Annotated in this window: 19 protein-coding genes and 1 pseudogene; 16 read left to right on the plus strand and 4 right to left on the minus strand. The window is 66.9% G+C overall.

What is annotated here, in order from left to right; all coding sequences use genetic code 11:
• The first annotated feature begins 70 nt into the window (after positions 1 to 70).
• Both lnt and AC3B5T_RS19010 read left to right on the plus strand, forming a co-directional pair.
• Entirely contained in the window at positions 71 to 1,681 is a 1,611-nt protein-coding gene (gene lnt, locus AC3B5T_RS19005; protein ID WP_488358787.1) for an apolipoprotein N-acyltransferase, read from the plus strand.
• Complete coding sequence (locus tag AC3B5T_RS19010; protein WP_051129753.1) at positions 1,665 to 2,483, plus strand: polyprenol monophosphomannose synthase; 819 nt, start codon at positions 1,665 to 1,667, stop codon at positions 2,481 to 2,483. The genes lnt and AC3B5T_RS19010 overlap by 17 nt, the downstream gene beginning before the upstream one ends.
• A gap of 78 nt (positions 2,484 to 2,561) precedes the next feature.
• On the opposite strand, the gene AC3B5T_RS19015 is transcribed toward AC3B5T_RS19010, so the two are convergent.
• The gene (locus AC3B5T_RS19015) at positions 2,562 to 2,906 is read right to left on the minus strand and encodes an RNA polymerase-binding protein RbpA (RefSeq protein WP_004019027.1); all 345 of its coding nucleotides are present in this window, start codon (positions 2,904 to 2,906) and stop codon (positions 2,562 to 2,564) included.
• Between the two features lie 224 nt (positions 2,907 to 3,130).
• On the opposite strand from AC3B5T_RS19015, the gene AC3B5T_RS19020 reads away from it, so the two are divergent.
• The 6 genes from AC3B5T_RS19020 (at position 3,131) to AC3B5T_RS19045 (ending at position 7,252) form a co-directional block, all read left to right on the plus strand.
• Complete coding sequence (locus AC3B5T_RS19020) at positions 3,131 to 3,496, plus strand: hypothetical protein (protein ID WP_197282733.1); 366 nt, start codon at positions 3,131 to 3,133, stop codon at positions 3,494 to 3,496.
• Positions 3,493 to 4,581 (plus strand): DUF475 domain-containing protein, encoded by a 1,089-nt coding sequence (locus AC3B5T_RS19025; RefSeq protein ID WP_010841114.1) that lies wholly within the window; start codon positions 3,493 to 3,495, stop codon positions 4,579 to 4,581. The genes AC3B5T_RS19020 and AC3B5T_RS19025 overlap by 4 nt, the downstream gene beginning before the upstream one ends.
• Before the next feature lie 201 nt (positions 4,582 to 4,782).
• A complete protein-coding gene (locus tag AC3B5T_RS19030; RefSeq protein WP_055474704.1) occupies positions 4,783 to 5,004 on the plus strand; it encodes a DUF3263 domain-containing protein in 222 nt (73 codons plus the stop codon).
• A gap of 69 nt (positions 5,005 to 5,073) precedes the next feature.
• A complete protein-coding gene (locus tag AC3B5T_RS19035; protein WP_055474566.1) occupies positions 5,074 to 5,394 on the plus strand; it encodes a hypothetical protein in 321 nt (106 codons plus the stop codon).
• On the plus strand, positions 5,391 to 6,119 hold the full coding sequence (locus AC3B5T_RS19040; protein WP_055474565.1) for a VOC family protein: 729 nt from the start codon (positions 5,391 to 5,393) through the stop codon (positions 6,117 to 6,119). The genes AC3B5T_RS19035 and AC3B5T_RS19040 overlap by 4 nt, the downstream gene beginning before the upstream one ends.
• Positions 6,120 to 6,244: 125 nt before the next feature.
• Positions 6,245 to 7,252 (plus strand): oxygenase MpaB family protein, encoded by a 1,008-nt coding sequence (locus AC3B5T_RS19045; protein WP_014926759.1) that lies wholly within the window; start codon positions 6,245 to 6,247, stop codon positions 7,250 to 7,252.
• Positions 7,253 to 7,271: 19 nt separating this feature from the next.
• Here the strand turns inward: AC3B5T_RS19045 and AC3B5T_RS19050 are convergent.
• Positions 7,272 to 8,446 (minus strand): annotated as a pseudogene (locus tag AC3B5T_RS19050) (NAD(P)/FAD-dependent oxidoreductase).
• Positions 8,447 to 8,558: 112 nt separating this feature from the next.
• On the opposite strand from AC3B5T_RS19050, the gene AC3B5T_RS19055 reads away from it, so the two are divergent.
• The 5 genes from AC3B5T_RS19055 (at position 8,559) to AC3B5T_RS19075 (ending at position 15,000) form a co-directional block, all read left to right on the plus strand.
• Positions 8,559 to 9,788, plus strand: a complete 1,230-nt coding sequence (locus AC3B5T_RS19055) for a glucose-1-phosphate adenylyltransferase family protein (protein ID WP_055474564.1) — start codon at positions 8,559 to 8,561, stop codon at positions 9,786 to 9,788.
• The gene (locus AC3B5T_RS19060; protein ID WP_055474563.1) at positions 9,785 to 11,455 is read left to right on the plus strand and encodes a phospho-sugar mutase; all 1,671 of its coding nucleotides are present in this window, start codon (positions 9,785 to 9,787) and stop codon (positions 11,453 to 11,455) included. Before AC3B5T_RS19055 ends, AC3B5T_RS19060 begins: the two co-directional genes overlap by 4 nt.
• A gap of 41 nt (positions 11,456 to 11,496) precedes the next feature.
• Complete coding sequence (locus AC3B5T_RS19065; RefSeq protein ID WP_010841122.1) at positions 11,497 to 11,928, plus strand: helix-turn-helix transcriptional regulator; 432 nt, start codon at positions 11,497 to 11,499, stop codon at positions 11,926 to 11,928.
• 19 nt (positions 11,929 to 11,947) lie between these two features.
• Positions 11,948 to 12,358, plus strand: a complete 411-nt coding sequence (locus AC3B5T_RS19070) for a VOC family protein (RefSeq protein ID WP_010841123.1) — start codon at positions 11,948 to 11,950, stop codon at positions 12,356 to 12,358.
• Between the two features lie 206 nt (positions 12,359 to 12,564).
• Positions 12,565 to 15,000 (plus strand): ATP-binding cassette domain-containing protein, encoded by a 2,436-nt coding sequence (locus AC3B5T_RS19075; protein ID WP_055474562.1) that lies wholly within the window; start codon positions 12,565 to 12,567, stop codon positions 14,998 to 15,000.
• Positions 15,001 to 15,795: 795 nt separating this feature from the next.
• Here AC3B5T_RS19075 and AC3B5T_RS19080 read toward each other — a convergent pair.
• On the minus strand, positions 15,796 to 17,058 hold the full coding sequence (locus AC3B5T_RS19080; RefSeq protein ID WP_488357818.1) for an HNH endonuclease: 1,263 nt from the start codon (positions 17,056 to 17,058) through the stop codon (positions 15,796 to 15,798).
• A 110-nt stretch (positions 17,059 to 17,168) separates the two neighbouring features.
• On the opposite strand from AC3B5T_RS19080, the gene AC3B5T_RS19085 reads away from it, so the two are divergent.
• Complete coding sequence (locus AC3B5T_RS19085) at positions 17,169 to 18,407, plus strand: ISL3 family transposase (protein ID WP_165629364.1); 1,239 nt, start codon at positions 17,169 to 17,171, stop codon at positions 18,405 to 18,407.
• 299 nt (positions 18,408 to 18,706) lie between these two features.
• Here AC3B5T_RS19085 and AC3B5T_RS19090 read toward each other — a convergent pair whose 3' ends face one another.
• On the minus strand, positions 18,707 to 19,060 hold the full coding sequence (locus AC3B5T_RS19090) for a GNAT family N-acetyltransferase (protein WP_331456861.1): 354 nt from the start codon (positions 19,058 to 19,060) through the stop codon (positions 18,707 to 18,709).
• A gap of 278 nt (positions 19,061 to 19,338) precedes the next feature.
• Between AC3B5T_RS19090 and AC3B5T_RS19095 the strand changes: the two genes are divergently transcribed.
• Positions 19,339 to 20,610 carry a reverse transcriptase family protein gene (locus AC3B5T_RS19095; protein WP_055477332.1) on the plus strand — a complete coding sequence of 424 codons (1,272 nt, stop codon included), beginning with the start codon at positions 19,339 to 19,341 and terminating at the stop codon, positions 20,608 to 20,610.
• Between the two features lie 121 nt (positions 20,611 to 20,731).
• A complete protein-coding gene (locus AC3B5T_RS19100; RefSeq protein WP_055477333.1) occupies positions 20,732 to 21,178 on the plus strand; it encodes a globin domain-containing protein in 447 nt (148 codons plus the stop codon).
• The last annotated feature ends 68 nt before the right edge of the window (positions 21,179 to 21,246 follow it).

Here is a 21,246-nt window from a genome sequence, read left to right on the forward strand (position 1 = left end):
GGTCTCCCGATCCCGGATCTCACGGTCCTGGCTCGCACGTACCGGGACCGCCGCCGCCGCGGGTGTCGCGATGTGGGCCGCGTTCCCACCCCGCAACTGGTGGTTCCTCGCGGTCCTCGGCCTCGGCCTGTTGTTCGCCGCACTCTTCGTCGGGTCGCCCCGGGTGCGCACCGGCGCGTGGATCGGCTTCGTCTTCGGGCTGGCGTTTTTCGTGCCGCTGTTGCCGTGGATCGGCGTGTACGTCGGTCCACTCCCGTGGCTCGCCCTGGCCGCGGTGCTCGCCGTCTATCTCGCGCTGTTCGGCGCGATCGCCACCCTGACGATGCGGCTTCCGGTGCCTCCGGTGTGGTTCACGCTGTCGTGGGTGCTCGTCGAAGCGCTCCGTTCCGCCTTTCCGTTCGGCGGGTTTCCTTGGGGGAGAACCGCATTCAGTCAGGTCGACGGACCGCTGCTGCCGCTGGCCTCGGTGCTCGGCGCGCCGGGGTTGTCAGCAGGTGTCGCGCTGTTCGGCTCCGCGGTCGCCTGGCTGCTCGTGATCCTCACCCGGGCGTACCGGCGCACGACGACCGTCTCCGACCCCGAGCACGCCGACGGCCCGGGGCCGTCCACCGAACGGTCCTCGGGCGTGGTGCGCATCGCGACCGCCGCGGTGGCCATCGCGCTGCTCGCACCGATCGCGGCCATCGCGGCGACCCCCGCCAGCCTCGACCGCAACATCGCGACGTCCTCGGCCCGGATCGGTGCCATCCAGGGCAATGTCCCGCGACTGGGTCTGGATTTCAACGCCCAGCGGCGCGCTGTCCTCGACAATCATGTCCGCACCACGATGGCCTACGGCCGGGCGATCGACACCGGGCAGACAGAGCAGCCCGACTTCGTCCTGTGGCCGGAGAACGCCTCGGACATCTCGCCGCTGGACAACGCAGACGCGGCCGCCGGGATCACCGCGGCCTCCGAGGCCGTCGACGCGCCGATCCTGGTCGGCACGCTCATCCGCAACCCCGATGGCCGACCCACCAATTCGGTCCTGGTCTGGGACGGCGCGCAGGGCCCGGTCGACCGCTACGACAAGCACATCGTCCAGCCGTTCGGCGAATACCTCCCGTGGCGGCCGTTCTTCCGCCTGTTCTCGTCATATGCGGACATGGCCGGAGACTTCCGCCCCGGCACCGGACCCACGGTGGTCGATGTGCCCGGTCGCTCGGGGACGGTGACCGTCGGGGTCGCGACCTGCTGGGAGGTCGCCTTCGACCGGGCCGCGCGACAGTCCGTGCGCGAGGGCGCCCAGATGCTCTTCGTGCCCACCAACAACGCGACCTTCGGCCGGACCGAGATGACCTACCAGCAGTTGGCCATGTCACAGGTCCGCGCCGTCGAACACGGACGTGCCGTCGTCGTCGCGGCCACCAGCGGGGTGAGCGCCGTCATCGAGCCCGACGGATCCATCAGCCGACAGTCCGGCGTGTTCACCTCCGACGTCCTGACCGGACGTCTTCCGCTGCACGACGACATGACCCTCGCGACCCGCCTGGGCCCGTGGCCGGAGGTGCTGGCGATCATCGCGGCGGTGGCCGGACTTTTGTTTGCGCTGCGCTCGCGTACTAGGTTCTCACTCAGGCCACGCAGGGTCGCCGCACGGGCGACCGGTGACACGAAGGAGCTCGATGGCATCGGGGATTGACGCCACGGCAGGGCAGCGGCGGCCCGACGACGCGCCGCAACGCGTGGTCGGCGCCGACGGCACGGGCGCACTGGTCGTCGTGCCGACGTTCAACGAACGCGACAACCTGCCGCTGATCATCGGACGTCTGCAGGACGTACTGCCGGGGGCGCACGTTCTCGTCGTCGACGACTCGAGCCCGGACGGTACGGGCGACGTCGCCGACGAACTCGCCCGCGCCGACGAGACCACGCGCGTGCACGTGATGCACCGCGTCGACAAGGACGGCCTGGGCAAGGCCTATCTCGCCGGCTTCGCGTGGGGACTCGACCGCGACTACGCCGTCATCGTCGAGATGGACGCCGACGGCAGCCACGCACCCGAACAGCTGCATCGACTCTTCGACGCCATCAACGACGGCGCGGATCTCGTGATCGGATCCCGGTACGTCCCCGGCGGCAGACTCGTGAACTGGCCCAAGCGCCGAGAGTTCCTCTCCCGTGGGGCCAACACGTACGCACGACTCGCCCTCGGGGCGGGGGTGCACGACATCACCGCCGGTTTCCGCGCCTACCGCCGCATCGTTCTGGAGAAGATCCAGCTCGACACCGTCGAGTCCGCCGGATACTGCTTCCAGATCGATCTCGCCTGGCGAACCGTGCGTGCCGGATTCGACGTCCGGGAGGTGCCGATCACGTTCACCGAACGCGAGATCGGCGTCTCGAAGATGAGCGGCGGGGTCATGTCCGAGGCGTTCACGATGGTCGCCCGCTGGGGAGTCCAGAGCCGGCTCGAGCGCTGGGGGCTCCTCCGGACGCGCTGACCCTTGTGTGCAGACGAACAGACCCGGCAGGTGATCCTGCCGGGTCTGTTCGTATCGGGGCGTCAGGCGCCCTGTGTATCAGTTGGTGATGCCCTTGCGTCGCTGCTTGAGGAGGTCGAGGCGCTCGTTGAGCAGCACTTCGAGCTCTTCCTCACTGCGACGTTCGAGGAGCATGTCCCAGTGGGTGCGCGGCGGCTTGCCCTTCTTCTCCTCGGGCTCGGCGCCTTCGAGGATGGTGCCTTCCATGCCGTTCTTGCACGGCCACTTCGACGGGACCTCCGCGTCGTCGGCGAACGGCACGTCGAAGATCTCGCCGTTGTCGGTGCGGTACTGGACGATGCGTCGTGGCGCGAGGTCGTGGTCTCGATCGGTCTCGTAGCTCACCGCGCCGAGGCGGCTACCCCGAAGTACTCGATCTGCCATGAAGGGTTCCTCTCAACTTCGTCGGATCTCCCGGTCTGCCGGGAGATCTCTGTTGCATTCCTGGTTCGCGCGCAACGCTGCGCACGACTTTCGGGTCGTCAACAGGAATATTCTACGCGCTTTCCCGCGCAGGTTCGTCACCGGCGACGACCCGTGTTGCCCAGCGCCGTCAGCGGGACCGTAAGCGGTACGGTCTCGGTGTGGAACCAGGCACTTCGCACCGGGTGGAGAACGGCGCATCGCCGGGTGTCGGACCCGGCGTTTCGCGCCGACGTCGGCCGTACGCCTGCGCGTGGTGCGGTCGCGCGATGGTCGACTCCGAGCTGGGGCGCCGTCGGAAATACTGCAAGCGTTCGTGCAGGCAGCGAGCCTACGAGCAGAGAACGCTGCTCGAGGGCACATCCATTCCCGACGACGCGGTCATCCTCTCCGCGGCCGAGGCCGCCGACTTCGGCGACCGGATGTTCGCCCTCCGGTGTGCCGCCGAGGACCTCGGCACGGCCGTGGCCGAACGCGCCGACCACCATGTGCTCGCCGGCCTCACCGACACCTTGCTGGATCTCGCCCGGGAAGCCGAGAAGTTGCGATGATCGCGCGCATCTTCGCACCGTCCCTCGTCGTCACTCTCGTGGCGCTGGTCGTCGCCTACCTCTACCTCGGCTGGACCGGACTCGCGCTCTGCGCCATCCTCGGGGTCCTCGAGGTGTCGCTGTCGTTCGACAACGCGGTCATCAACGCGACCATCCTGGAGCGGATGAGCGCGTTCTGGCAGCGCATGTTCCTCACCGTCGGCGTCCTCATCGCGGTCTTCGGGATGCGCCTGCTGTTCCCGCTCGTGATCGTCTGGATCACCGGGAACCTCAATCCCGTCGAGGCGCTCGAGCTGGCGATGAACCCGCCGCCCGAGGGCCAGACCCACTTCGCCGACGGACAGCCCAGTTACGAGACCATCCTCACCGAGGCGCACCCGCAGATCGCGGCGTTCGGCGGGATGTTCCTCCTTCTGCTGTTCCTCAACTTCGTACTGACCGAGCGGTCGCTGACGTGGCTCACGTGGCTCGAGCGGCCACTGGCCACCCTCGGCAAGCTGGACCAACTCGCCGTCGTGCTCGCCGCACTGGCACTGGTGGTCACCGCCGAGTTCCTGGCGCCCGACGAGAGCCGCGCGACGGTCCTGATCGCCGGCCTCCTCGGCATGGTCACCTACATCACCGTCGACGGATTGAGTTCGCTGTTCATGGAGCCCGATACGGGACGGGACGGTCCGCACCCGGTCACCGTCGCCACCGGCAAGGCCGGGTTCTTCCTCTTCCTCTACCTGGAGCTGCTGGACGCCTCGTTCTCCTTCGACGGGGTGATCGGCGCGTTCGCCATCACCTCGGACCCGATCATCATCGCGCTCGGGCTCGGTTTCATCGGCGCGATGTTCGTCCGGTCCATCACGATCTACCTCGTTCGCAAGGGCACGCTGGGGGAGTACCGCTACCTCGAGCACGGCGCGCACTGGGCGATCGGCGCGCTGGCCGCGATCTTGCTGATCAGCATCGAGGTCGAGATCAACGAGGTGATCACCGGGCTCGTCGGCGTGGCGTTCATCGGCGCCTCCCTCGCGAGCAGCATCCGCGCGAACAGGCGCGAGGCGCGGGCGGCGAGCCCCGATCGTGTCGCCGTCTGAGGTTCGTCTCGGGGTCTTCTCGAACGCGCGATGAACGTTTGAGACACCTTTGGAATCAGCCTGGGCCACCCGCTGTCATCTGTCGGTCGACAGGTGTAGAAATGACGACGTCGGTGACGTGCGTCACGCGGGGGCCGAAGCCGGATGGCTCCGCGGCGAACGTTCAGGTTCTCGGTCGAAAACGCAGATTCGGTGGCTTTCATGGACAGCAAGCAGCAGCATATGATCCAGTTCGAGACGAATTGGTACTCCTTGGGCGGGGGCTCCTCCCGACAGATCGGCGAGGAGTTCGGTCTCACCGATCGGGACTTCTTCTCGGAGGTCGACCGCCTGGTCGACACCGACCCGCCGTCGGCGTTGACGGACTCGGAGCTGCGTCGTATGCGTGAGGTCATCCGCCGGCGGCTGTGGATGGCCCGCTGACCCGAGAGACCGCGCGCGACCCGGGCCGCCCGGCGCGATGGACCCGCGCCACAGGGGGATAATCGACGGGTGCCCTTCTCCGACGACGATCTCGAAGCGTTCTATCGCGAGATCGAGGCACGCACCGCGTTTCGCGATCAACCGCGCCGCCCGCGCCGGTCCGGTGTCGACTACCCCGCGTGCCCGACGCCCGACAAGTTGCCGTTCGCCTCGCCCGCCGACGCGCGTGAGGGCATCGATCGGCTGCGTCGGCACCTGGTCGGTACCGCGTCAGAACTTCGGTACTACGAGTGTTCGTGCGGCGCATGGCATATCACGAGCTCCGCGCAATTGATCCATCGACGGGTACCGCCGCCCGCGGCGCGTCGAAAGGGTAAGAAGAAGCGGTGACGAACCTCCCCGCCGGCCCGCACGCCCTCGTCGACCTCGCGAGCGACGATCTGCCGTCGGCCGCCGAGACCTATGAGCGGCTGCTCGGACGCGAGGTCGGTGCCGGCGCCGACGGCCGTCGAGCCGTGGGCGTCGGCAACGTCGTGCTCTCGCTGCGGCCACGCGCCGGCGGATCCGACACCCACGACGTCTACTTCACCGTCGACGACGTCCCGGCGACCCGGCGGCTGCTCGGCCGACGCGGTCATCCGCTCGCCGATTCGGCCCTCGGCGCACTCGGTGACATCTCCGCGGTCGGGATAGCCGAGCGTCCCGACCTCGGGGCCGACCCCCGCGGCGACCTCACCGGTCTCGACCACCTGGTCTTCACCTGCGACAACCGGGATGTCGCCGTCGCCCTGTTCGCCGGCACCTTCGATCTCGATTTCCGGCTCGACCAGCCGATCGGGCAGGACGCCCGCCAGTTGTTCTTCCGGCGGGGCGACCTGATCGTCGAGGTCGTGGCGGCGCCTCGCCCGGCGGCCGACCCGGTGCCCTCGTCGCCGGTCTCACTCTGGGGCGTCGCATGGCGGTCGGTCGACGTCGACGCCACCCACGCGCGCCTGACGGCGGCCGGCCTCGACCTCAGCGAGATCCGGGTCGGACGTAAGAAGGGCACGCGGATCTTCACGGTCCGCCACCGCGAACTCGCCTCGCGAACCGTGGTCATCGGTCCCGACTCCTGACAGCGGCCTTCGGCGTCGAAGCGCCCGAAATCCGGCAAACGGTGGGTTTTCGAGAACGCCTGCGCTAATCTGACTACGAATGTTGTCGAATTAGCTTTGTTTCCGAGCCGATGTTGGGGGCCACCATGACCGCGGTACACGAAGAACGGACAGTGACCGAACCCGTAACCAGTGACGTCGTGACGGGTGAGCCTCTGCTCAACCATCGCGACGACGAGATCGAGCTGATCCCGCCGGACTCGCTGACCGCCAAGCTCACGGGTATGTACACGTTCCTCCCGATCAACGGGGCGGCGTTCGTGATGCAGGTGATGCACCCGGTCATCGGCGACGTCGTCGACAAGTACTCGGTCTTCCGCACCGACCCCGTCGGCCGTGCGATCCGATCCGCCGATTCGGTGCTGCGCTGGACCTACGGCGGGCAGGAAGCGCTGGAGGAGGGCAAGCGACTCCGGAAGTTGCACCAACCGCTGCAGATGCGCAATTCCGAGGGCAAGCACATCAGTGCGCTCAACCCGGAGGCCTATGCCTGGGTGATCGCCACCGCGCTGCCGACCATCAAGACCGCCGCGCCGCTGGTGCTGGGCCGTCACTTCACCCTCGACGAGCGCAAGGAACTCCTGCGTGACAACCGGCGGATCGCGAAGATCGTCCAGGTGCCGATGAAGGACTACCCCGAGACCTTGGAAGAGTTCGACGAGTACTTCGACGACTTCATCGAGAACAAGCTGGTCCGGCACCCGGTCGCGCTGGAACTGATCGGTCAGATGCGTGCGGCGCCGGTCATCCCGAAGTCGGTGCCCAGGCCGTTGCGTCCCGCTGCCAAGAAGGCGGCCGCCACCGCTTCGGTGCCGTTCCAGAACTTCAACTACCTGACCACCGTCGGTGTCATGGATCCGCGCGTGCGCGAGATCCTCGGGCTCACCTGGACCGACGCCGAGCAGCGACACCTCGAGCGAATCCATCGCAATCTCCGGTTCGCCTACCGCACACTTCCCGAACGCCTGACCTACTTTCCGCTGGCGTACCACGCACGACGCCACCACGACGCGATCCAGGCCATGAAGGTCCGCGAGAAGGCGAGCGCCGCCTACCAGCACCATCCGAAAGAGGCCGGGGCACAGCAGGGCTGAGGTCGGCCGGTCGGTCTGGTCACGTCGTCGGGGGCGTGACCAGACCGACCACGTGGTCGGCGATCGCCAGTGACGACGTGATGCCCGGTGACTCGATACCGAACAGGTTGACCAGCCCGGCGATCCCGTGTGTTTCGGGGCCGTGGATCTCGAAGTCGCCGGGAGCAGTGCCGGGTCCCGCGACCTTCGGCCGGATCCCCGCATAGGCAGGAACCAGTGCGCCCGTGGGTAATCCCGGCCAATAGCTGCGTATGGCGCGTTCGAACGCGTCGGTGCGGGCTTCGTCGACCGCGTAGTCGAGTTCGGCCTCGGCAACCGCCCGTTCGGCGGGCACGGTCAACCATTCGACGTCGGGGCCGAATCGCGTGGCGCCGGCGAGGTCCATCGTGAAGTGCACGCCCAACCCGCCGTCGGCGGGTACCGGATACACGAGGTGCCGGAACGGCGCTCGGACGCCGGACAGTCCGAAGTAGTTGCCCTTGGCGAGAAAGCGCGGCGGGATCGGGCCGTCGAACCCCATCAGGCTCCGAGCCACCTGCCATGCACCGATGCCGGCGCAGTTGACCAGTGTCCGGGCCGCGGCCACCTCGCCGTCGCGCGTCTGCACGGTGACACCGCCCGGATCGACCCGACCGCCGATCACCGTGCTGCGCAACGCGATCGCTCCGCCGAGTGCCTCGAGGTCCTGCCGGAGCGCACGGACCACACCGTCGACGTCGACGATCCCGGTCGACGGAGAGAACAGTGCCGCCGCGCCGTGGACCTCTGGTTCGCGGTCGCGCAGTTCGTCGACGCCGACCTGCCGGAGGTCGGCGACGCCGTTGGCCAGTCCGCGCCGGAGTATCCCGTCCAGTCGATCGCGCTGGGTGTCGTCGGTGGCGACGATGAGCTTGCCCGGCCGCGCCCACGACACGTCGTGCTCATCGCAGAAGCGCGTCAACCGTTCCCGGCCCTCGACGCACAACCTCGCCTTCAGGCTGTCCTCGGGATAGTAGATGCCGGCGTGGATGACCTCCGAACTCCGCGACGTCGTTTGCGCGCAACGGAATCCCCAGCCTCCAAGACGACGACCTCGCGCCCTTGCAGGGCGAACGACCGTGCCACGGCCAGACCGACGATCCCACCGCCGACGACGAGACAGTCGACCTCGACACGCTCCTTCGTCGCGTGCTCGGCCCGGCGAATGCGGGTCACGGCGTACCTCCCTCATCAGACCGGCCCGCGGGCCTCGTGATCGAGCATGCCACCGACAGCTCCACGGGCGCGCTATCCCGGCAAACCCGGCGGCGTGCGGCAGACTGGGGTGATGCGTTATTCGGAGGTTCTCGCGATCGTGCAGGCCGGTGGACGTGGTTCGCGGATGGAGGTGCTGACCGACCGGCGCGCGAAACCCGCGTTGCCGTTCGCGGGCAACTATCAGCTGATCGACTTTCCGCTGTCCAATCTGCATCACAGTCACATCGACGACGTGTGGCTGTGCGTGCAGTACGAGGCCGAGACCATCACGCAGATCGTGGCGGGCGGACGTCCCTGGGACCTGGACCGCACGAGCGGCGGGCTACGCGTCGTGACACCGGAACAGACCGACGCCGCGGAGACCGAAGACGGATTCGCCACCGGTAACGCCGACCTGCTGTATCGCATCCGCGGTCGCATCGCCGCCCACGCTCCGGCCGAGGTCATCGTCATGAGCGCCGACCACGTCTACGACTTCGACTTCCGCGATGCCATCGAGACCCATCGCCGGCACGGGGCCGAGTGCACCGTCGTCACCACCACCTGCCCGCTCGACGAGGCCGCCCAGCACGCCACCGTCAAGACCCGCCGCGACGGGACGGTCCGCGAGTTCCGCTACAAGCCCGAGCGCGCCACCACCCGCACGATCGCGACCGAGATCTTCGTCTACGACCCGGCCGCCCTCATCGAAGGCCTGGAGTATCTCGAGAGGCGGACGACGGAGGGTTCGCCGAAGGACGACACCGGCCTGGGCGACTTCGGCGAGCATCTGTTGCCCTGGTTCGTCGACCGCGGCAAGACGGTCGCCCACGCGATGCCGGGCTACTGGATCGATGCCGGTCGTCCGGAGACCTACCTTCAGGCACATCGCGACCTCATCTCGGGGTCGATCGACGTCTTCCGCAGCGACCGGCCGATCCTCACCAATCAACCCCAACGACCGGCCGCGCGTATCGAGGCCGGGGCGGTCGTCGAGGACAGTCTGGTCAGCGGCGGCGCCCACGTTCTCGGGACCGTCCGGCGCAGCGTCCTCGGACCGGGGGTGGTCGTGGAGAAGGGCGCGGTGGTGGCCGATTCGGTGGTCTTCGCCGACGCCGTCATCGGCGCCGGCGCCTCGGTCGCATGGTCGGTGCTCGACGAACGGGTTCGCGTCGGCCCGAATGCGGTGATCGGCGGGCACCCCCGGACGCGCCCGGTACCCACGGACAAGATCACACTCGTCGGAATGGACACCCAGATCCTGCGTGGCGCCCGCGTCGCGTTGGGCGACCGCGTCGAGCCCGGCCGCCGCATCCGGTGACGACGATCGAGACCGCACGACACTGGCGAGACCACGATCCCGATCCGTCGACCCGAGCCACGCTCACCGAACTGATCGACGCAGCCGAGGCCGGCGACGACGCTGCCGCCGAGGAACTCGCGTCACGCTTCGGCGGGCCGCTGACCTTCGGGACCGCGGGCCTGCGCGGTGAGGTCGGGGCGGGCGAGTCGCGGATGAACGTCGCCGTCGTCACCCGGGCGACTGCCGGGCTCGCCCGGTATCTGCTCGACACGGTCGGTCCCGACGCGCGCGTAGTGGTCGGGTGCGACGCCCGGCACGGATCCGCCGAGTTCTTCGACGCGGCGACCGATGTGCTTGCCGCGCAGGGGCTCACCGTCTTCGCACTGCCGCCCCGACTGCCGACCCCGGTGACCGCCCACGCGACGCGATCGCTGCGCTGCGACGCCGGGGTGATGATCACCGCCTCGCACAACCCGCCGGCCGACAACGGCTACAAGGTCTACCTCGGTGGCCGCGCCACCGACGACGCGGGCCGGGGAGTCCAGATCATCTCGCCCGCCGACGCCGACATCGCGGACCGGATCGCGCAGGCGCCGCCCGCCGACGAGGTGCCGCGTGTCCCCGCAGCGGTGATCCACCTCGACGACGAGGTCGTCCGCACCTACATCGAGCGCACCTCAGGGTTACGGACCGACCCCGGTCCGTCACCGGTCCGCGTCGTCTTGACCCCGCTGCACGGGGTCGGCGGCTCGGTTGCCCGAGATGTGTTGCGGGCCGCGGGAATCGGCGACGTGCATGTCGTGTCGGCGCAGTCCGATCCCGACCCGGACTTCCCGACGGTGCCGTTTCCCAACCCGGAGGAACCCGGCGCACTCGATCTCGCGCTGGCTCTCGCCCGCGACGTCGACGCCGACGTCGTGATCGCCTTGGACCCCGACGCCGACCGATGCTCGGTCGCCACACCCGGTCCCGACGGGCACTGGCGGCAATTGACGGGTGACGAGATCGGCGGGTTGCTGGGGGAGCAGGCGGCGCGTGACTCGACCCGAGTCGGGGACACTCTGGCGAGTTCGATCGTGTCGAGCCGGATGCTGGGCCGTATCGCCGCGGATCACGGACTGCGGTTCACGGCGACGCTCACGGGGTTCAAATGGATCGCCCGCACACCCGGCCTCCGCTTCGGCTACGAGGAGGCGATCGGGTACTGCACCGACCCCGGCACCGTCCGCGACAAGGACGGCATCGGTGCGATGGTCCGGGTGATCTCGCTGGTCGAGGAACTGGCCCGCGATGGCGGTACGCTCTCCGACGAACTCGACCGCCTGGCGCGCCGCCACGGCCTGCACGCCACCGCACCGATGACGATCCGCGTCGAGGACACCGCCCTCATCGGCAAGATGATGGGGCGCCTTCGGTCCACGTCCATCGATCACCTCGCCGGGTCGCCGGTGGTGGAGAAACTGGACCTCGCACACGGATCGGCCGACCTGCCGCCGACGGACGGCATCTTGCTGCGGACCGCAGCCGACGACCGCGTCGTCGTCCGTCCCTCGGGCACCGAACCCAAGCTGAAGTGCTACCTGGAGGTCGTGCTCGACTGCCCGGACGGCGTCGTACCCCGTGCGGAGGCCGCCCATCGTCTCGACGCACTCGGCACCGACATAGCCGCAGTACTCGAGGTCTGAACCGTCTGCGCAGCAGATCGTCAGCGCATTACGATCTACTCGTGCCGCGAACCGATTCCGATCAGCGCCTGCGCGATCTGACCTTGCTGCGTCAGGTCCGCGACCGCATCGATCGCGAGTACGCGCAACCGCTCGACGTCGAGGCGCTCGCGCGCGGGGCGAACATGTCGGCGGGTCACCTGAGTCGGAAGTTCCGTCAGACCTACGGCGAATCGCCGTACTCGTACTTGATGACTCGTCGTATCGAACGCGCCATGACCCTGCTCCGGCGCGGCGACCTGAGCGTCACCGAGGTCTGCTTCGAGGTCGGCTGTTCCTCGCTGGGCACCTTCAGCACCCGGTTCACCGAACTCGTCGGGGTCCCGCCGACGGTGTACCGCGAACAGTCGGCCGACGCGACGGATGGGATACCGGCGTGCCTGGCGAAGAACATCACCAGACCGATCAGGAATCGAGAAGCACAGCGTGGATGAGACTGCCTAGCCTGATCCCATGAACATCACGATCCAATACACCTTCCTCCCACACACCGACGGCGAAGCGGCCCTCGCCTTCTACCGCGACCTCCTCGGCTTCGAACTCCGCAAGGACGTCGGATACGACGGCATGCGGTGGCTGACCGTCGGCCCGCCCGGACAGCCGGGTACGTCGATCGTCCTGCATCCGCCGGCCGCCGACCCCGGCATCACCGACGACGAGCGTCAGACGATCCTCGAACTGATCGCCAAGGGAAGCTACGGTGCCCTGACGCTGGCGACCGACGACCTCGACGGCCTGTTCGAGAAGCTGCAGGGCAGTGGCGTCGACATCGTGCAGGAACCGATGGATCAGCCGTACGGCGTGCGCGACGCCGCCGTCCGTGACCCGGCGGGCAACCTCATCCGTATCGACCAGGCCGGCTGAGAGATGTGCGGACCCGGTCGATTCCCGCCGTCGGACGCACTCGTCGCCGCCGTCGATGGACAACTCTCCGCGGCCGTGCCCTCCACCCTGGTTAGATCGACCGGGAGTCCGCGCACACCCCCCGCGCAGCCGAACCCCCGGAACGACACGAGTGCCCCGAACCATGACGACCGTCGACCGGTGGTCGTTGCCCTGATGGAGAGACGATGAGCCCAGCAACGCGCACCGCCCGGCCTGCCCGATCCGCATCAAGGTCCGCCGAGCAGGACGGCGCCGCACCGAGTGCCGATGTCCACCCCGCCGACACGCACGACCTCATCCGCGTCCACGGGGCACGCGAGAACAACCTCAAGGACGTCAGCGTCGATCTGCCCAAACGGCGGCTGACGGTGTTCACCGGTGTGTCCGGTTCCGGGAAGAGCTCCCTGGTCTTCAGCACGATTGCCGCGGAATCCCAGCGCCTCATCAACGAGACGTACAGCGCGTTCGTCCAGGGTTTCATGCCCTCGATGGCTCGCCCGGACGTCGACATCCTCGAAGGTCTGACGACCGCGATCATCGTCGACCAGGAACGCATGGGTGCCAACGTCCGGTCGACCGTGGGTACGGCCACCGATGCCAACGCGATGCTGCGTATCCTGTTCAGCCGCTTGGGAACTCCGCACATCGGCTCACCGCAGGCGTTCTCGTTCAATGTCGCCTCGATCAGCGGGGCGGGTGCGGTCACGATCGAGAAGGGCGGCCAGCAGGTCAAGGAACGCCGGAGCTTCTCCATCACCGGTGGTATGTGCCCGCGATGCGAGGGTCGCGGAGACGTCTCCGACTTCGACCTCACCGCGCTCTACGACTCGTCGAAATCCCTGAACGAGGGCGCGCTGACCATTCCCGGTTACTCGATGGACGGCTGGTACGGCCGGATCTATCGGGGCTGCGGCTTCTTCGACCCCGACAAGCCGATCGCGAAGTACACCAAGAAGCAACTCAACGACCTGCTGTACAAAGAGCCCACGAAGATCAAGGTCGAAGGCATCAACATCACCTTCGAGGGTCTGATCCCGAAGATCCAGAAGTCGATGCTGAGCAAGGACCGTGAGGCGATGCAGCCGCACATCCGTGCCTTCGTCGACCGCGCGATCACCTTCGCGAAGTGCCCGGACTGTGAGGGCACCCGCCTCACGGCGGAAACGCGGTCGTCGAAGATCAAGGGCATCAGCATCGCCGATGCGTGTGCGATGCAGATCAGCGATCTCGCCCAATGGGTTGCCGACCTCGACGACCCGTCGGTGGCACCCCTGATCGCGGCGGTGCGCGATCATCTCGACGCGTTCGTCGACATCGGTCTCGGCTACCTGTCGCTGGAACGCCCGGCCGGCACCCTGTCCGGTGGGGAGGCCCAGCGCACCAAGCTGATCCGTCACCTGGGTTCGTCGCTGACCGACGTGACCTACGTCTTCGACGAACCGTCGATCGGCCTCCATCCGCACGACATCACCCGGATGAACGACCTGCTGCGGGCCTTGCGCGACAAGGGCAACACGGTCCTCGTGGTCGAGCACAAGCCCGAGGTGATCGCTATCGCCGACCGCGTCGTCGACATCGGTCCGGGCGCCGGCACCGACGGCGGCGAGATCGTCTTCGAGGGCACCGTCGAGGAACTGCGGGCCGCGGACACGCTCACCGGGCGCCACCTGGAGGACCGCGCAGCCGTCAAGGACGAGGTCCGGACGCCGAGTGGACATCTCGAGGTCCGTGGGGCCGACGCGAACAACCTGCGCGATGTCGATGTCGACATCCCTCTCGGCGTGCTCGTCGTGCTCACCGGCGTCGCCGGCTCCGGAAAGAGTTCCCTGATCAACTCGACGGTGGCCAAGGAAGACGGGGTCGTCTCCATCGACCAGAGCGCCATCAAGGGGTCGAGGCGTTCCAATCCGGCGACCTACACCGGTCTGCTCGAACCGATCCGCAAGGCCTTCGCCAAGGCCAACGGCGTGAAGCCGGCACTGTTCAGCGCCAACTCCGAGGGCGCTTGCCCCAACTGCAACGGCGCGGGCGTCGTCTACTCCGACCTCGCGATGATGGCCGGCGTCGCCGCGCCCTGCGAGGTGTGCGAGGGCAAGCGATTCCAGGCCGAGGTGCTCGAGTACACCTTCGGCGGCCGCAACATCAGTGAGGTGCTCGAGATGTCGGTCGCCCAGGCGGAGGCCTTCTTTGCCGACGGGGACGCCAAACTCCCGGCAGCGCACAAGATCCTGCATCGGATGGTCGACGTCGGGCTCGGCTACATCAAGGTCGGCCAGCCGCTGACGACCCTGTCGGGTGGCGAACGTCAGCGACTGAAGCTGGCCAGCCACATGGGGGAGAAGGGTGACGTCTACATCCTCGACGAGCCGACTACCGGCCTCCACCTCGCCGACGTCGAACAGCTCCTCGGACTCCTCGATCGTCTCGTCGACTCCGGGAAGTCGGTGATCGTCATCGAACATCACCAGGCCGTCATGGCACACGCCGACTGGATCATCGACCTCGGCCCCGGCGCCGGTCACGACGGGGGCAGGATCGTCTTCGAGGGCACGCCGGCCGACATCGTCGCCGACCGGTCCACACTCACCGGCGAGCACCTCGCCGACTACGTCGGGGCCTGAGACTGAGGAACGCGCAAGTCCCTGACCTGCAGACGCACAGAAGCGCGCGCCCACGGGTGGAGCCATAGCGGTGCCGTCGCTCCCAGATCCGAAGAACCGCAGAACCCCCACCCCCGCGAGGTGAGGAGTCGACGTGACTTACTCGTTGCGCCGGTGACCAATTCGACCGATGAACCTCATCTCGACTGGTGGACTTCGATCGAGGTCCACCAGTCGAGTTGAGGTCTGTCGGTCACGAGAGTGGTAGGCGCGCGCCAGGCGATCGCGCTGGCTGAGGACGGTGCGCCCCCGCGGGTAGAGTTCCGCGGCTGGCGGTGAGGCGGCCCAACAGGTCGCTACCTACCTGGATCTGCGCCTGATACAACTAGCGCACATTGGGTCGAAGTAGCGCGGACCTGCAGCCCGCAACCTCGGGACAGGTCTCTCCGGGACCACGACGGCCGCCAGTCCGCAGACACTGAGGTGCGACGAGCGATGGCGATGCACCCTGACGTGCGAGGAGCCATGGCGATGCCCTTGCCCCCTGGGGTGCACAGCGTCCGCCCCTCCGCTCCCTTAGGTGCGAGGAGCGCAAGCGACGAGCCACGAAGGTTCCGGCGACCGAGACTGTGAAACTTTCGTAACGCTCGCAAGCTCGCGCTTCAGCGAGCAGGGCGACGCTGGCACGTTCGCACCCAGCGAGCATAGCTTCCAACTCTCGGCGTTTGCTATCCCACTATGGAGTTGTCAAGGGACGGAAGTGGTCCGGCCAGGCCGGGTGCGGAAGGTGCTACGCGAAAGTGTGATCGGCGGGGGTCAGGCGGCGTTGTCGAGTCGCATGGTGCGCCGGTTGTGGGCGGGCATGGGCCGTCGTTGTGGGTCGATCGATGCGGGCGGGACCAGCCAGGGATGCCGGTCGAAGCCCATCACGACGTCCCAGCCGTGATGGTGGACCTGGGTGTGGCAGCGTTGGCAGAGCAGGCACCCGTTGTCGAGGTCGGTGGGACCGCCGTCGGCCCAGTGCTCGATGTGGTGGACTTGCGTATGCGCCGGCGGCGCACCACATTTGATGCAGCAGCCATCTCTGACGATCACGGCTTTACGTAGGTGCGCCGGGAACAACCGCCGGGCGTGCCCCATCTGCAATGGAACTCCCTCACTGTCGAGGACGATCTCGGTCAACGACCCGTCGCACGACAGTCGTTTCGCGGTTGCCTGGCTGACGGATCCAGTCCACGGCAGGGTTGCCGGGTCGGCGCCGGCGGCGGGGATGGTCACCAACAGCTGCGTGCGGGGACTGCCGATGCTGTCAATGCTCGCACCCAATGAGGCTTGGTCGAGGATCAACTCGAAGGCGTCGGCACGGCGTTGCTCAGCGGTGCGTCGGTCGTCCGCGCCGTCGGGTTCAGGTCGTGGGCAGGAACGTTCGTCGATCATCGCGAGAAACTTCTCGCCGACGACCTGGGTGAGGTCGGCGCGGATGTCGATTCGGCCGTCGTCGGTGGTGTGGACGTTGACGGTGTTCAACGACGAGTCCTCGGCCGCGGGGATGGCGGTGTCGGTGGCGTCGGCAAGGGTGTTGGCGATCGTACGGGAGTGTTCAAGCACTTGCGCCGGTGTCGCACCGGAGAGTGCTTGGCCGAGGAGTTCGACCTCGTACGAACTCCTGTAGTTGTCGGAAAGTCCGTCGGGACAGCGTTTGTCGATGTGCGACATCCCGCGGACGATGGCATCGACGATTTCCGATGACAGGCGTCCGTCGGCGGCGTGACGTGCCAGGGCGGGCAGCGTGGGCAGGCCGTCGACGCTTCGCATGATGCGTGAGGCGATGGCGGGTGCGTGTCCCATCTCGATCAAGAGCCGCCGGGTGGTGCCACCTGCGTTGTGTGCGACTTCGAGTTCGTCGAGTTGCGCTGTGTGGGTGACGATCTGGTGATCGACGGCGTTGCGTATCAACCGGAGCACGTTCAACGCGTCGAATGTTGCTGTGCCCGTGGAGTCGTCGGCGGGCGGTGCGGTCTCGATGAGCTGATCGAGGAGGGTGGTGAGCTCTGGCATGACTCCAAGGTACAGGAACATTCGTGGCTCTTCTGACGTCGAAGTGGGTTCCTTTTCGCGAGCCTAACGCACGCAACGCCCAGTCTCGCTTAGGTTTTGATTTGCGAAGAACAAGACCAAAGGAGTGGGCGTTGCGCACTGTCAGAGTACTGCAGAAGTTGCTCGGAATCGAGCGTGCCCGTGTTGTGGGTGTCAGGTTCGATGAGGATGACCGCGGGCAGATGGTGGTCGTGTCGCTGGAACTGCACAAGAACGCACGATCACGGTGCCCGCAATGTAAGAAGCGCTGCCCTGGTTACGATCAACCTGCGGCGCCGCGACGGTGGCGACATCTCGACATGGGCGGTTGGCGGTGCTTCCTCGAGTTGCCCGCCAAGCGTGTGCAGTGTCCTCGCCATGATGTGAAGACTGAGTTGGTTCCGTGGGCACGTCCGGAAGCGAAGATGACCAGGGCGTTCGACGACACCGTCGCATGGCTGTGCGCGCACGCCCCGATGACCGCGGTCAGTGCCTATCTGCGGGTCTCCTGGCGGACGGTATCTCGTATCGTCGAGCGCGTGGTCGACGACCATGTCGGACTCACTAAACGCTTGAACGGGTTGCGGCGCATCGGTATCGATGAGATCGCCTATCGCAAGGGCCGCCGGTACCTGGTTGTCGTGGTCAATCATGACACAGGTCAGTTGGTATGGGCGGGTGAGGGCGCCAAAAAGGAGACGATCGAGCGGTTCTTTGATGAACTGGGTGATGTGCGCGCACGCAGGATCACCCATATCAGTGCTGATGGCGCCGAGTACATCGGTGCGGTCCTCGCCGAGCAGGCGCCGGGGGCGTACTGGTGTATGGACCCATTTCATGTGCTGCAGTGGGTCAATCAGGCGTTGGACCGGTGCCGGTCTCGGGTGATGAGTCGGATAGCCGGCTTGTCGAAGGTGGAACGTGGCCGGTTGAGGTGGGCGTTGTTGAAGAATCCTGACAGCCTCACCGAGAACCAGGAGCGGTTGCAGTCCATCGTGGTCAGCGATGCCAACAGTGTGCTGGCCCGTGCGTATCAGATGAAAGAAGAGATACGGCACATACTTTCAGGTGCCTACTTGTCATGTTGGGCGCCGTTGCGGCGGTGGTTGAAGAAGGCGGAGGCTTGTGACATACCAGAGATTCGCACCCTGGCGCCGAGTATCCGTAAACGTGAGGTCCAGATCTTTAACGCGGTCGAGTGTCAGATGAGCAATGCGCGAGTCGAAGCAACGAACTGCCATCTGCGGTCATTGACAAAGCGGTCGTACGGATTTCACACTCCCGACGCTTTGATCGCGATGGCGAACCTCACCAGGGGCGGCGCATGCCCAGAACTCCCACATCGAAACTGACCGAAAACCGCCCACTTTCAGATCAGGAGATCCACATTCGTTCGATTTCGAGGAGTTTCCACAAGCCCGGGATCGCGAAATATTCGACTGTGCAGTCGATTTCGTCGACTGTGCGTAAATCGTTGACAGTGGTGAACTCCCGTCACAGCCGTATCGCGATTCGGGCCGCAAGTCGGCTTTCAATCGGCAACTTGCGCTTCTGCGTCCGCGGATGTGGAGCACGCCCGGCGAACGCCGTAGGAGTGGCTCGGCGTCGTTCTTGCACCTTTTCGATGTGAGTTGTTTCTCGTCCCTTATCCCTATGTGGTGGTCATGCGTACTTCGTGGCGGTCCCAGTCGGGGTCGTAGCGTGTGCCACCGTCGAGTTCGAAGCCGTGTTTGCGGTAGAACGCCACGGCCCGTGCGTTGTCGCGTACAACCCACAGGTAGGCCGGGACGCCGGTACCGCCGAGCACCGAGGTCATCAATTCAAGGGCCACGCCGTGGCCGTGATGACGGGGAACGACATTCAGCGACCACGGTTCAGTCGATGCAGGAGCGACGCGAGCACCAATGCATCCACGAGATCCGCCAACCCAGAGGTTCCTCAGATGCAGTGCGGCCACTGACGAGCCGCAGAACGGCCGCCCACGAGGCACTCTCGCCAACTGCACCAGCGGCAGCCGCCGCAGGTGACCCGCGCACGTCCCGTCGTTCCACCGAGTTGTCCCACCGCCGTGGCAGCATGTCGGTTGATGAACGACGGGCGAGGTGAGAGTGGATCGTCGCGATCCGTCTCAGGGGTAACCCCTGGGTGCAATTCACAGCTGGTTCCTGCGTCCGACGCCGGCGCGCACGCTCCACGTGCCACCCGGCGCCGCTGCATCACAGTTCTGGTCACTACACCCGTCGTTCATCACCGAGACCCCTCACGCCGACACACGACGATGCCGTGACCGAGCCTTTTCTGGACGCGAACGAGGCAGCCGAAGTCGCTGCAGCGTTTTCGCGGACCTATTCCGCCTGGACGTGGCCGGAGGTGCTCACCGCGTTGCGCGCGGTTCTGCCCGCTGACGTCACCACGGACGTGGCCGCACGGATCTTCGACCTCTCACCACACGAACCGCGCCACCCCGCGACCGTGATGATCGAGGCCCTCCTGCCATGGACACACCCGGCCCCCGCGGTCGGTCAGCCCATCCTGCTCCACGAGCCGGAGTCGACGGGCACAGTGCTCGACGACCTGCCTGATCTCTACGATGTGGAGCAGTTCGCGCACTGGCTCGACTTCACCGTCCCGGAGCTCGAGTGGTTCGCCGACCGGGGCCAGTGGTTGCGGACCGCGCGTCCTCCGCTGCGGCACTACCGCATCTGGCGCCGTGAGAAACGCGACGGTGTTCGCGTCATCGAAGCTCCGAAGCCGCGGATGCGAGAAACGCAGCGGCGTCTTCTCAGACGGCTGGTCGAACGCATCCCGGCACACCCGGCGGCCCGCGGTTTCGTGCCCGGGTCATCGCCGGCTGCTTTCGCCTGGCCGCACACGGACCGGCCCGCGGTCGTGCGCGTCGACCTACGGCACTGCTTCGAGACCATCACCGTCCAGCGTGTCCGTGCGGTCTTCCGGGACGTCGGCTATCAGCCACACATCGCGCGCCTGCTCGCCGAATTGTGCACCACGGCGACGCCTGTGGACGAACTTCGCGGACTCGATCGCGAACATGCGGTGCTACTACGGGACCGGCACCTGCCTCAGGGTGCGCCGACCTCGCCGCATCTGGCCAACCTCGTGATGCGACCACTCGACCAGCGCCTGGACGGCTATGCCCGCCGCAACGGTCTCCGGTACACCCGGTACGGCGACGACCTCGCGATCTCCGGCGACGCGATAAACGCCGACCGTGCGCTCTGGACGATGCTCCGGATCGTCGAGGACGAGCGTTTCACCGTCCACCCGGGCAAGGTCCGGATCATGTACAGCCATCAGCGCCAACGCCTTGCCGGCCTGGTCGTCAACGACCGACCCCAGGTCGCGAGATCCGACTACGACAATCTGAGGGCCCTGCTTCACAACGCGCGCCGCCACGGGGCGTCGTCGCAGAATCATGATGACCACCCGGACTTTCGTGCACACGTCTACGGACTCATCGCCTGGGTGGGCGCAACGGGGGAGGCGCGCCGACGCCGGCTTCTGGACATGGCCGGCTCGATCGATTGGGACACCTGAGAACCATCGGCACCGAAGCATCCCGAACCTCACATTGGGCTGGCCTCGATGTGAGACCACTGTTACCTCTGCCTTCCGCGTCGCGAGTCCAGCCGCAATGCCCGGGCAGCAAAGTCCGCACATGGACAAGCAACTGCTCGAAGAGAGCCTGGCCCTCGTCGACCTGCCCGACTCGGGACTCACCGTTCGCTTCTACGAGATCCTGTTCGACCGCTATCCCACGGTCCGTGCGATGTTCGGCCGAGACAGTCGCACCCAGGCCGAGATGTTGCGGAACGTGGTCGTGTCGGTGGTGAAGCATGTCGACGACGCCGAGTGGCTGACGACGACGCTGCACGCGCTGGGGCGTCGGCACGCCGGGTTCGGCGTCACGCGGCCGATGTACACGGCAGTCGCGGAATGCATGATCGCCGCCATGAGCGAGATCGCCGGCGACTCGTGGACTCCGGCCATGACGCTGGCATGGGACCGTGCGCTCGGCGCGGTCGCGACCATCATGCTCGACGGTTACCCGGCAGAGTCCCGGACTCCGGCACGCGCTCCTCGACGCAGCGCCGGCGCGGCCTGACACCTACCGAACGACGGCCGGTCCCAGACTCCGCTCCGATGCGCAGGGCGCGCCCCGCGATACGATCC

Source organism: Gordonia sp. G4, from assembly GCF_057770005.1.